This is a genomic window from Nonlabens tegetincola (genome assembly GCF_002117085.1).
Taxonomy (GTDB): Bacteria; Bacteroidota; Bacteroidia; order Flavobacteriales; family Flavobacteriaceae; genus Nonlabens; species Nonlabens tegetincola.
Genome location: NZ_CP019342.1, coordinates 2,124,404 through 2,137,236, shown reverse-complemented (window position 1 = coordinate 2,137,236; position 12,833 = coordinate 2,124,404). Strand labels below are relative to the sequence as shown.

Below are 12,833 nucleotides of genomic sequence, written 5' to 3'. Positions count from 1 at the left end.
ATGTCAATTAAACAATCACAACAGCAAGTAGATGAGTGGATTAAAAATCACGGTGTTCGATATTTTAATGAACTTACCAATATGGCTCAACTTACTGAGGAAGTAGGTGAGGTAGCTAGAATAATCGCTAGACGATACGGTGAACAAAGTGAGAAGGAAAGTGATAAAAACAAGGATCTAGGTGAGGAACTTGCAGATGTTCTATTTGTTGTACTATGTCTTGCAAATCAAACCGGTACTGATCTAGAAGATGCCTTCAATAAAAAACTAAAAATAAAGACTGAAAGAGATCACGATAGGCACCATAATAATGAAAAATTAAAATGATAGCATTTAAGTTACATAAATGCGACCATCCAGATACTGATAAATTATTCAAAATTACAGGATCAAAAAGTGAGAGTAATAGATGGTTGATATTACAATCCTTGTTTAGTGATCTTGTTTTAAATAACCTATCAAATAGCGATGATACACATTATTTAAAAAAGGCACTAGATTCTACAGAGCATATTTTAGATATAGGTCATGCGGGAACGGCTATGCGTTTTGGAACTGCGTTATTCGCTTCTCAAGCAGGTAAGTCGGTAGTGATCACAGGTAGTGATCGTATGAAAGAGAGGCCAATAGGAATTTTGGTTAACGCATTACAATCTATTGGAGCTCAAATTACGTACCTAAATAAGGAAGGATATCCACCTCTTGAAGTTATAGGAAAGAAACTAAAAGGAGGAACAGTAACCTTACAAGCAAATGTAAGTAGTCAATATATAACGGCTTTATGCTTAATTGCTCCGGTGTTAGAAAACGGTCTTGAAATCGAACTTATAGGTGAGGTTACCTCTAGACCTTATATAGAAATGACCTTGTCTATTTTAAAAAAAATAGGGTGTGATATCCAATGGGACGAGAATTTTGATGATAATGTTGAAAAAATAAGTATTCAACCTATAAAAAACGTTGATAAACTATCTCAAACAGTTGAATCAGATTGGAGTAGCACTGGATATTGGTATACTTGGGTCGCTTTTCAAAACATTGGGTATAAAATTTCCTTAGAATCCTTCTACAACGATTCTATGCAGGGCGATAGTAAACTACAGGATATTTATAAAAAATTTGGAGTAGAGACTAGTTTTGAAGGGAATAAGCTCATTTTAACTAAGACCTCAGATACGATAGATCAACAACTTCATTTTGATTTAACGGAGCAGCCTGATCAGGCGCAAACTATTTTTGTTACCTGTTTAGGTTTAGGTATAAATGTTGAAGTCACAGGATTACATACTCTCAAAATTAAAGAAACAGATAGGATAGAAGCAATGAAGGAAGTGGGATCACGCTTTCGCGAAAGCGTAATTAACACCACATCCGATTCTATAAAACTCATTCTGCCTCACAACAGTAAATTGTTACATGATTTTGTAGTTGATACTTATCACGATCATAGAATGGCACTTTCATTTGCTCCATTGTGCAAGTTTACTGACGTTCAAATTAATGATCCAATGGTAGTCACAAAGAGTTACCCAGACTATTATGAGCATCTAAAATCAATAAATGTGTCGATTACAGAAATTTAAGAGTTATTTTGCTTGACAAGGCCTATCTCGAAATTGTATATTTGTATTAAATTCAAAATTAGTTAAATGAAGTTATCGAATTTCGGTTATAATCTACCACAGGATCGTATTGCACAATACCCTGAAGAAAATAGAGATGAGTCTAAACTCATGGTCTTGCACAGAAAATCTGGAAAGATAGAACATAAACTTTTTAAGGATGTAATCGATTATTTTGATGAAAAGGATGTCTTTGTAATGAACGATACAAAGGTGTTTCCTGCAAGATTATACGGTAACAAGGAGAAAACAGGTGCTCGTATAGAGGTTTTCTTGTTGCGTGAACTTAATCCTACTACCAAACTTTGGGACGTGCTAGTAGATCCTGCTCGTAAAATTAGAATAGGTAATAAATTATACTTTACTGAGGATGATAGTCTAGTAGCTGAGGTAATTGATAATACTACTAGTCGTGGTAGAACATTGAGATTTTTGTTTGATGGTACCTATGAAGAATTTAGGAAGAAATTAAAAGATCTAGGAGAAACACCATTACCTAGAGAACTGGAACGTGATGTAGAGGAAAATGATGAAGAACGTTACCAAACGATCTTTGCACAAAATGAAGGTGCTGTCGCAGCACCTGTAGCTGGTCTTCACTTTTCTAAGCATTTGTTAAAGCGCATGGAGATTAAAGGTATTGACGTAGCAAATGTTACCATGCATATTGGATTAGGTACGTTTGCTCCTGTTGAGGTCGAGGATCTTTCAAAGCATAAAATGGATAGCGAGCAGGCGTTTATTTCACAAGCTACCTGTGATGCTGTAAATGAAGCTATCGATAATAAACGTAATGTAGTTGCTGTTGGGACAACAACGATGCGCACACTAGAAAGTTCTGTGAGTAGTGATGGTCACCTTAATACATACGACGGTTGGACAAGTAAATTTATTTTCCCACCGTATGATTTTAGTATTGCAACAGCTATGATAACCAACTTTCATCCTCCTAAATCTACTTTAATGATGCAGGCAGCTGCTTTTGCTGGTTATGACTTTTTAAAGGAAGCTTATGATATCGCATTAAAAGAAGGTTACAGATTTAGTACCTACGGTGATGCAATGTTAATCATTGATTAATCGATAAAAATTATAAGAATTTACTTAAAAACCAGCCTTATAGGCTGGTTTTTTGTTTTATCACGGAATAATTAGCTTGATTATTATATTTTTAAGACCTCTTTAAATAATAGTATGAAAAATTTTCCCCTTTCATTAATAACTGTGTTTATATTCAGTTTGTTTAGTCACGCACAAGATTCGTCAAAACCTTTTTCTTGGAGTTATGAAGGAAGTTATCAGGCTAATATCGAATCTTTTACTGGTGTTCCTTTTAAAAAACTAGCTAAAGAAGATGCCAAAAATGATTTAGATAAAAGTACACCTTGGAGATTTGGATATGATTTTGCCACTAATATAGACCCAGGTACTCATGGTGAGTATATTAATCTACCAAATGGTGATCGGGTATGGCGCGTTAGAATTCAGTCACCAGGTGCAAAAACGATAAATTTATTTTTTGATTGGTACAAGTTAGCGAAAGGTGCCAGGTTATTTGTTGCTGCCTATGACCAATCTGATAGGACAAAGGAACTTACTTATTTACAAAATAATCCTAATGACGCAATTGGGATTTGGCCAGTTAAAAGTGATGATGTTTGGGTTGAGTTGTATGAACCATCAGACGTTGTAGGTCAATCTATTTTGGAAATCGCAAACGTAGTTCACGGTTATAGAACAATAGGAGAATCACCAGACGCAAAAGCTTTAAATGACTCGGGATCCTGTAATCAAGATGTAGATTGTGATATAACACCACCAGGTGCTGATCCTTTTAACGTTAATCAGAAAAAGGAAGATGTTAAGAAAAGTGTAGCTATGATGGTAGTTGGGAATTCTGGAGTTTGTACAGGTTCGCTAGTCAACAATACAGCTCAAAATGGAGAGCCATTATTTTTAACGGCAAATCACTGTGGTAATCAGGTATCAAGTTGGTCTTACAGGTTTAATTGGCGTAGTGATAATCCATCTTGTGGAACTACTGCAAATAGTGGTAACGGAGGCTTTGATCAGACTGCTGTAGGTGCGACATTACTTATGAATAACTCTGGTAGTGATACTACTTTAGTTAGAATTACAGATGCTGGTTTCTTTAATTCTACCAATCCGCCAGATGTAGTTTGGAACGGTTGGAACCGATCTACAACAGCAACTCCTCAATTAAATTTTGGTGTTCATCATCCTAGTGGTGATATACAAAAAGCATGTCGAGACGATCAAGGAGCAACGAGAACTTCAACTTCATTCAATGGTAATGGTAATGCTCAAATGTGGAGAATTGCAGATTGGGATTTAGGTGTAACCGAGCCAGGTTCTTCAGGGTCACCATTATTTGATCAAGATGGTAGAGTTATTGGTGTTCTTTCAGGTGGATCTGCCGCGTGTGTAGGAACAAATGATAATGGTGGGTTTGATATATATGGAAGATTTGGCGTTGCGTGGGATCAGGGTACAACAGCATCTACACGTTTAAGAGATTGGTTAGATCCTAATGGTACAGGTGTTATTACGCTAGATCAATATCCTCCTTTGGTTAGTTTACAAGTTGATGTTTCTGTTGGTTTAGATAATGCTCCTATTGAGGTTTGTGGAGATACAGTAACGCCTGAAGTAGTTATAAGTAATATTGGTTCCCAGACAATAACGTCTTTAGATATAGCCTACAATTTTAATGGAAATGCTAATACGATTAATTGGACAGGTAATATTCCTTCAGGATCTTCTTCTTCTGTAAGTTTGCCTTCTTTTAATTTGACCAATTCAAATGATAGATTAAGCGTACAGCTATTAAATCCAAACGGTACTGCTGATCAAGATCAATCTAATAATTCGGTTTCAAGGAATTTTGCTTCTAATACAACTTCTAGTTACGTAGCTAATAATATGGTGACCTTTAATATAACAACCGATAATTATGCAAATGAAACTTCGTGGGAATGTTTGGATAGTTCTGGTGCTATAGTTGCAAGTGGAGCAAGAGGATCGCTTCCAGCAAACGCTACAACTTATAGCCGTACTATTCCTATTGTGCAAGGTGAATGTTATACATTTACCATAAATGATTCTGCAAGCGATGGAATTTGTTGTTCATTTGGTGCGGGAAGTTATAATCTGACTACAGATACAGGTGTTGTTATAACAACAGGTGGCCAATTTGGCGCTAGTGAAACAACTAAATTTAATATTACCGATACCAGTAGTGTAGATGATTCTTTAGAAGAAGCCCTGAAAATATACCCAAATCCTTCTTCTGGACTGTTCACGATAGAATTTTCTCAGAAATCTAGATATTCGTTATATAACCTTTCTGGTAAATTAATAAAAACAGGTCCTCTAGATGATAATAGCTCTACGTTGGATTTATCGAATCTTTCTAATGGTATGTATTTTTTAAGTGTTGAAGTAAATGATACTACGCTTACGCGAAAGCTTATAAAGAAGTAACCTATCAAACGTAATTAATCAATATAAACGTCTTGCAAATTGTACCTTTGCAAGACGTTTTTGTTATGATAAAAAAGAGAGATATAAGATCTTATACCAAAGAGGAGTTAAGAAACTTCTTTGAGGAGAATGGTGAAAAAGCTTTTAGAGGTAACCAAGTATACGAATGGTTATGGAAAAAAGGGGCTCACACGTTTGATGAAATGACAAATCTATCTAAGTCTACTAGAGTCTTTATGGATGAGCATTTTACCATCAATCACATTAAGGTTGACCACATGCAGCGCAGTAATGACGGGACCATAAAAAATGCGGTTAAATTACATGATGGTCTTGTGGTGGAATCTGTAATGATACCTACACCTACAAGAACAACTGCTTGTGTTTCTTCTCAGGTTGGTTGTAGTCTTAATTGTGAATTTTGCGCTACCGCAAGATTAAAAAGAATGCGTAACCTTAATCCTGACGAAATTTATGATCAGGTAGTGGCTATAGATAAACAAAGTAGAATTTATAATAATAGGCCTTTATCCAATATCGTGTTTATGGGTATGGGAGAGCCGTTGATGAATTATAATAATGTTCTTAAGGCGATTGAAAAAATAACTGGAGACGAAGGTTTAGGCATGTCGCCTAAACGGATTACTTTATCCACCAGTGGTGTCCCAAAGATGATTAAAAAGCTAGCTGATGATCAGCCAAAATTCAATCTAGCACTCTCCTTGCACAGTGCTATCGATGAAAAAAGGACTCAAATAATGCCTTTTAACGAACAGTTTCCTCTTGAAGATATTGCAGACTCTTTAAAATATTGGTACAATAAAACAGGAACCAAGGTTACTTATGAATATGTTGTGTGGAAAGGAATAAATGATCAAAAAGAGGATGTTGATGCGTTGGTTGATTATTGCAAAATAATACCGTGCAAAGTGAATATTATAGAATATAATAGTATTGATGATCCAAGATTTGAGCAAGCCTCACAACAAGCCTTAAATTTGTACGAAAGGACACTTGAAGCTAATGGTATAGTTGTTAACGTACGTCGTAGTCGTGGTAAGGATATTGATGCTGCCTGTGGACAATTGGCCAATAAACCCTAAAAATTAAATTTTCATAGAAAATTACCTAATCCAACTTGATTTTGTTGATAGATATTTCAATAAATAATGCTATTTTTAGACCGATTTACAAAAAAAACCAAAGAACTATGAAAAAAAGATTACTTTTAATTGGTGCGTTAATTGGCTCAACGTTTATTTACGCACAAAGTCTAGATGTTGAAAATTATGACGGCCTTGCCTTAGGAAATACTCATTCGGCAGCGGATTTAACTTTTGCTGCAGGTGCTGGTACCGGAGGTTATTTTAGAAGTTTGTCCAATGGTGACACAACGGCTACGCCGCCTGAAACTTCAAATAACGCTGCTAATTCCAATGTTCAAATTGTTGCAAATGGGAATAACGGTACACAAGGTCTTCAACTTGTAAACCCAAATGGGACTGGAGGATTTAGACAATTACTAAAAAATGGATTTCAAACTACTACTTGGGCTTCTAGAACTGCTGGTAATGATGTGATGGACGTTAGTGTTTCGTTTTTTACAGGACCTAATACATCTAGTGTTTCAACAAATCGTTTTGTTGTAACTGGAGATGATCCATCTGATATGAGTACTGGAAACTCTATAGTAGCAATGGATTACGATTTTAATACAAGAGAGATAACAGGATTAGGAAGGTTAAATAATGCTGGAACAAGAGGTTTTTTCTTTTTTCAACTGGGTCCTAATGATACCATGGGAAATCCAACTGCTTTAACTGCACCTGCAAATACATGGGTTACATTAACTTTTTCCTATAATTCGGTGACTGGTGAATACATCTGGGCGACTGATTTGAATGGTGGAACTGTAGCAAGTTTTGATAGTGCTAATTTTATGATACCAGGACAGTTACCTGTATTTAATCAGGTGTTTGGATTTTCTGGTGATGGAAATTCTTCAGCCTCAACGATTGTTATTGATGATTACACTGTTACTGCAAGACCAAACAGTATTCTTAGTAATGATACGAACACTTTGGGTACTGAGCTAGTGGTATTTCCAAATCCAGCTCAAGATTTATTGAATATTAGTTCATCTACAAACGATATAAATTCAGTAGCTTTATATGATATGAATGGTAGAGAGGTATTGACTAAAGAAAACTTCTCAAATGAAATACAATTAGATATAAGGTCTCTTTCAAAAGGAGTTTATTTGTTGAAAGTGATTGGTGAAAATTCTAGTATTACAAGAAAGATAGTTAAAGAATAACTTACTATAAAAGTTAGTTACAATCTCTAAAGGTGTTGTTTGTTTTCAAACAGCACCTTTATTTTTTTGAAGAGCAATTAATTGATAGTTTCATAACTAACAATCTTATATTTGCATCACATGAAGATTGTTGAGCAAATTAAACAACCCATAGGTCATGAAATGGAACTTTTTGAGCAAAAGTTCAGGCTTTCTATGGCATCTCGTATTCCTTTGCTCAATAGGATTACTCATTTTATTGTAAACCGTAAAGGAAAACAAATGAGACCCATGTTTGTTTTTCTGGTGGCCAAGATGATAGGTGGTGGACAAGTAAACGAACGTACTTATAGAGGTGCCGCGGTAATCGAACTTATTCATACCGCAACGCTAGTTCATGATGATGTGGTGGATGATAGCCTGAAAAGACGTGGTTTCTTTTCGGTAAATGCTCTGTGGAAAAATAAAATTGCAGTTCTAGTAGGTGATTATTTATTGAGCAAAGGATTGTTATTGAGTATTGATAACGAGGATTTTGATTTGCTTAAAATAATCAGTGTAGCTGTGAGAGAAATGAGTGAGGGCGAGCTCTTACAGATAGAAAAAGCAAGACGTCTTGATATTACCGAAGAGGTTTATTACGATATAATTAAAAAGAAAACCGCTACCTTAATAGCTGCATGTTGTAGTCTAGGAGCATGTGCCGTAGCCCCATCAAGCGACCATGTTGAGAAAATGCTCAAGTTTGGTGAACTTATAGGAACTGCTTTTCAAATCAAGGACGACCTTTTTGATTATGGGAACGAGCGTATAGGGAAACCTACGGGAATCGATATTAAGGAACAAAAGATGACCTTGCCACTTATTCACACATTAAATACTTGTAGTGCAGACAAGCGCAAATGGCTTATCAATTCGGTTAAACGCCACAACCGTGATAAAAAAAGAGTAAGAGAAGTGATTCAATTTGTCAAAGATCATGGCGGTCTGGATTATGCCATAAAAGCCATGTATCAATACAAGAATGCAGCTCTGGAGATTTTAAACACTTATCCAGATTCTGAGTATAAACAGTCTTTACGCATGATGGTAGATTATGTGATTGATCGTAAAAAATAAGCATGAAGCTTTTTACGCTTTCGCGAAAGCGTAATTCAAATTATCCTTTTTTTAAAAAATCATACTACATTTAAGTAGGTATACCTTTTCATACTAATAGGTTACTCTATTAAAATGAGTACCTTTGCAAATGCTAAAAACAAGAGATGAGTATAGTTGCGATTGTAGGAAGACCGAATGTAGGAAAATCTACCTTTTTTAATAGATTAATACAGCGTAGAGAAGCCATTACCGATGCCGTAAGTGGTGTGACTCGCGACAGGCATTATGGTAAAACCGACTGGAATGGCCGTGAGTTTTCTGTAATTGATACAGGTGGATATGTAATAGGTAGCGACGATGTTTTTGAAGCGGAAATTGATAAGCAGGTAGAGCTTGCAATTGATGAGGCTGATGCGGTCATTTTCATGGTAGATGCCGAAGATGGAATTACCAGTATGGATGAGGATGTTGCAAAAATTCTTAGAAAAGTTACAAAACCTATATTTCTTGTAGTAAATAAAGTAGACAACGTACAGCGCATTCAAGATGCGTATGAATTTTACAATTTAGGTCTAGGTGATTATTTCAATATCTCTAGTATAAATGGTAGTGGTACAGGTGAATTACTAGATGCTATAGTTGAAAAGTTGCCAGAAAAGGAAGAAATTGAAGAGGAAGAATTACCTCGTTTTGCCGTTGTAGGTAGACCAAATGCAGGTAAATCATCCTTCATTAACGCTCTAATAGGTGAAGATCGGTATATAGTGACTGATATCGCAGGAACAACTCGTGATTCTATCGATACAAAATACAATAGATTTGGTTTTGAGTTTAATCTGGTAGATACTGCTGGAATACGACGTAAAAAGAAGGTTAAGGAAGATCTTGAGTTTTATAGCGTTATGCGTAGTGTAAGGGCTATAGAGCATTGTGATGTTTGTTTACTCGTTTTAGATGCAACAAGAGGCTTTGACGGTCAGGTTCAAAATATTTTTTGGCTTGCAGAACGTAATAGAAAAGGGATAGTTATTCTTGTGAATAAATGGGATCTTGTAGAAAAGGAAACTAACACGATGCGAGATTTTGAAGCTCAAATTCGCCGTGAGATGGAACCTTTTACTGATGTTCCTATTGTTTTTATGTCGGTTTTAAACAAACAGAGAATTTACAAAGCGATTGAAACTGCTGTAGAGGTCTATAAAAACAGGTCAAAGAAAATAAAAACAAGCAAACTTAATGAGGTTATGTTGCCTATCATTGAGAACAGACCACCGCCTTCAACCAAAGGGAAATATGTTAAAATCAAGTTTGTAACCCAATTACCAACTCCACAACCCCAATTTGCCTTCTTTTGTAATTTACCACAATATGTAAGAGAGCCTTACAAAAGATATCTGGAAAATCAGTTGAGAGAACATTTTGATTTTACAGGAGTTCCAGTAAGCGTTTACATGAGGAAAAAATAAAAGGGCAATAGATTGTATTAGTTTTCGTTTGTAAATTACATTTGCTATGAAACTAACCAATCATGAAAAATTTGCTATTTACGCTGGTATTGATGACCAGTGCAGTTCTATTTGCCCAAAAAATAGAAATTAAAGGAGTTGTATTGGACTCCTTGTCAAATACAGGTTTACAAAGTGCAACCGTATTTGCTGAAGCTAAAAAAGACGCTACCTTAATTGCCTACTCGATAACTGATGAAAATGGTGCATTTACTATAAGTGGTAACACAAGTATCGATAGTCTAGTATTTTACGCCTCGTATCAAGGGTATAAAGAATTCAGAAAAGAGCTCTTTATAAAGGATAATCGGGAAATAGACTTAGGACAAATCTCTTTAAGCAATCAAGTAGAAGAATTAGAAGGTGTGCTTGTAAAAGCCAAAGCTGCGCCTATTCGAATTAAACAAGATACCTTAGAGTTTAATGCTGGATCATTCAAATCAAAAGAAAACGCTACACTAGAGGATTTACTAGAAAAATTACCAGGTGTAGAAATAGATAAAGATGGCACCATAAAGGTAAATGGTAAAAAGGTCAATAAATTATTAGTAAACGGAAAGGAGTTTTTTGGGAGTGATCCCAAAATTGCACTTAAGAATTTACCTAAGGAGATTATTGATAAAATTCAAGTAACTGAATCTAAGACAGAAGAACAAAAAATTCTCAAAGAGAAAAGTGATAACAATGAGGCAGAAATTAACGTTGTCATTGCTGAAGATAAGAACAAAGGTTTTTTCTCTAGATTCACTGCTGGCGCTGGAACTGATGAACGATACTCCTTGAGTGGTATTGCTAATTATTTTAACAAGGATCTTCGTATTAGTGTACTAGGAGCTGGTAACAATATAAATTCACCTGGTTTTAGCTTTGATGAAGTGTTTGATGCAATGGGAAGTCAGGCATTCTCAATATCCAGAAGTTCAAACGGTTCCTTTGGTGTTAATGGATTCAACTTCGGTGGTAGTGGTGATGGTATTACTACGAGTCAAAGTGGCGGAATCAATATTTCTAATGATTGGGGTAAGAAGGTAGAATTAAGTGCAAATTATTTTTACGGAGGCAGTGAAACTATAAGCGCCACCCAATCGAGAAGAGAAACCTTTTTACCTGATCGTAGTTTTATCAATAATTCCTCAAATGATTCTAGATCAGACGGTTTTAATCACAGAATGCGAGCAGAGTTAAAAGTTAGGCCAGATACTCTAACGACTATAACTTTTACACCTGAATTTAATTCGAGTCAAAATCAAAGTAATTCTAGTAGTAATTCGATTGCGTCAAATCCCGATGGAAGTATAATTAATGACGTGGAAACTTTAAGCTCCAATGATTCTGAGTCAACAAATTTCAGCGGGAACTTTTATGTTTTTAGAGGAACTTTAGGCAAAAAATGGAGTTTTTCAGCTAGTGGTAATTTGTCCTTGAATAATTCTGACAATCTAAATGATTTTAATAGTACACGGAACACTTTTGGAACTTCACCTAGCACTGAAATCCAAAATCAACTAATTGATCAGGAAAATAACATCAGGTCATATAGAATAGCACCCAAGATTAATTATAAGGTTCATGACTCTTTAAGCTTTTTTACTGAGTATACCTATAGGAATCAAAATCAGGAAAATATACGAAGCGTATTTGATAGAGATTCGGGTACTAATTTATTTAATCAAGCACAAAGTACTGATCAGGAAATTAATACCTTGGAACAACGGGCCGTATTAGGAGGAAGATATAAGTTGGGCAAATACAGATTGAATCTTTCTACGGGTTTGATACGACAAAGTTTAAATAATAATGATGGTCTAAGATCATTTGACTTTGAAAAAGAATTTACTAATCCTTATTTGAACGCCAGGATTACTAAAAGTTTTGGAGAAAATGGTTATCTAAGTTTAAGCTTTAGGAATGATATTAGTCTACCAGCAGCAAATCAATTACAGCCTGCTGAAGATAGAACAAACCCTCAAAACATTATAATAGGTAATCCGGATTTGAATGCCATAAAAAATAATCGTGTGAATTTCTACTATAGCGATTATAACTGGAAAGAGCAATCTGGATTATATGCCGGTGGATCTTTAAACTTTGTAAACGATAGAGTTGTAGCAAGTACCATAACAGATGAAGATCTGATTAGGACGACAACTTATACCAATGTTGATGGTGTGTTTAATTCATATGTTTATGTGAGTTACAGCAAAAGTTGGAAAAAAGACAATTCAAAAATTAAAGTAGGATCAGGTCTTGATGTAGGTTATGATGAGAACAAAGGTTTTACACAGAATATCCTATTTACTACAAAAAGTACAAGAATTAACCCTAGAGTATATGTGAGTTATGATATTGATGATTTATTGGACGTAAAATTGTCCTATGATCCTAGTTTTAATAAAACTAAATTTGATAACGCGCCATTTCAAGAGCAAGATTTTACTAATCAACAAGTATCAATTGACCTAACTACATACTGGCCTAAAAAGGTCACTTTTGGGCTAAGAGGTGAGTATAATAAGTTTGGGAATATAGAAGCTGGGTTTGATGATGATTCCTTGATTCTAATAGGTAGCTTAGGTTACTCGTTTGCAAATGATAAGGCTAATTTTAAAGTTAAAGCCTATGATATTCTCAATCAAGTAATAGGTACAAGAAGAACTGTAGCTAGTGATTATGTTCAGGATACTAATACTTTAGTATTACAACAATACTTCATGTTTAGTTTTACTTATAAACTTTCAACTTTTACTAAGAAGAAACCGGAGAATTCAATCATTTTTATGGATTGATAACTAAGTACCATAAATA

General features: G+C 35.1%; 9 protein-coding genes. All 9 read left to right on the top strand.

Annotation, left to right across the window (positions count from 1 at the left end; all coding sequences use genetic code 11):
- The 9 genes from BST91_RS09945 to BST91_RS09905 all read left to right on the top strand — a co-directional run bounded on the left by BST91_RS09945 (position 1) and on the right by BST91_RS09905 (position 12,814).
- A complete protein-coding gene (locus BST91_RS09945) occupies positions 1–327 on the top strand; it encodes a nucleotide pyrophosphohydrolase (RefSeq protein WP_042279574.1) in 327 nt (108 codons plus the stop codon).
- Positions 324–1,583: a 3-phosphoshikimate 1-carboxyvinyltransferase gene (locus BST91_RS09940; protein ID WP_085775294.1), complete on the top strand. Its 1,260-nt coding sequence runs from the start codon at positions 324–326 to the stop codon at positions 1,581–1,583. The genes BST91_RS09945 and BST91_RS09940 overlap by 4 nt, the downstream gene beginning before the upstream one ends.
- Before the next feature lie 66 nt (positions 1,584–1,649).
- Positions 1,650–2,702, top strand: a complete 1,053-nt coding sequence (gene queA / locus BST91_RS09935) for a tRNA preQ1(34) S-adenosylmethionine ribosyltransferase-isomerase QueA (RefSeq protein WP_042279579.1) — start codon at positions 1,650–1,652, stop codon at positions 2,700–2,702.
- A gap of 114 nt (positions 2,703–2,816) precedes the next feature.
- Complete coding sequence (locus BST91_RS09930; protein WP_085775293.1) at positions 2,817–5,126, top strand: T9SS type A sorting domain-containing protein; 2,310 nt, start codon at positions 2,817–2,819, stop codon at positions 5,124–5,126.
- Positions 5,127–5,191: 65 nt separating this feature from the next.
- Complete coding sequence (gene rlmN, locus BST91_RS09925) at positions 5,192–6,229, top strand: 23S rRNA (adenine(2503)-C(2))-methyltransferase RlmN (protein WP_042279581.1); 1,038 nt, start codon at positions 5,192–5,194, stop codon at positions 6,227–6,229.
- Between the two features lie 107 nt (positions 6,230–6,336).
- Positions 6,337–7,443, top strand: coding sequence for a T9SS type A sorting domain-containing protein (locus BST91_RS09920; RefSeq protein ID WP_085775292.1), 1,107 nt, complete (start codon positions 6,337–6,339; stop codon positions 7,441–7,443).
- Between the two features lie 120 nt (positions 7,444–7,563).
- Complete coding sequence (locus tag BST91_RS09915; RefSeq protein ID WP_042279586.1) at positions 7,564–8,541, top strand: polyprenyl synthetase family protein; 978 nt, start codon at positions 7,564–7,566, stop codon at positions 8,539–8,541.
- 146 nt (positions 8,542–8,687) lie between these two features.
- Entirely contained in the window at positions 8,688–9,989 is a 1,302-nt protein-coding gene (der, locus tag BST91_RS09910) for a ribosome biogenesis GTPase Der (RefSeq protein WP_042279588.1), read from the top strand.
- A 62-nt stretch (positions 9,990–10,051) separates the two neighbouring features.
- The gene (locus BST91_RS09905; protein WP_085775291.1) at positions 10,052–12,814 is read left to right on the top strand and encodes an outer membrane beta-barrel protein; all 2,763 of its coding nucleotides are present in this window, start codon (positions 10,052–10,054) and stop codon (positions 12,812–12,814) included.
- The last annotated feature ends 19 nt before the right edge of the window (positions 12,815–12,833 follow it).

Coding starts and splice junctions, on each gene's coding strand:
- BST91_RS09945 (WP_042279574.1), top strand. CDS start 1: ATGTCAATTAAACAATCACAACAGCAAGTAGATGAGTGGATTAAAAAT.
- BST91_RS09940 (WP_085775294.1), top strand. CDS start 324: ATGATAGCATTTAAGTTACATAAATGCGACCATCCAGATACTGATAAA.
- queA (WP_042279579.1), top strand. CDS start 1,650: ATGAAGTTATCGAATTTCGGTTATAATCTACCACAGGATCGTATTGCA.
- BST91_RS09930 (WP_085775293.1), top strand. CDS start 2,817: ATGAAAAATTTTCCCCTTTCATTAATAACTGTGTTTATATTCAGTTTG.
- rlmN (WP_042279581.1), top strand. CDS start 5,192: ATGATAAAAAAGAGAGATATAAGATCTTATACCAAAGAGGAGTTAAGA.
- BST91_RS09920 (WP_085775292.1), top strand. CDS start 6,337: ATGAAAAAAAGATTACTTTTAATTGGTGCGTTAATTGGCTCAACGTTT.
- BST91_RS09915 (WP_042279586.1), top strand. CDS start 7,564: ATGAAGATTGTTGAGCAAATTAAACAACCCATAGGTCATGAAATGGAA.
- der (WP_042279588.1), top strand. CDS start 8,688: ATGAGTATAGTTGCGATTGTAGGAAGACCGAATGTAGGAAAATCTACC.
- BST91_RS09905 (WP_085775291.1), top strand. CDS start 10,052: ATGAAAAATTTGCTATTTACGCTGGTATTGATGACCAGTGCAGTTCTA.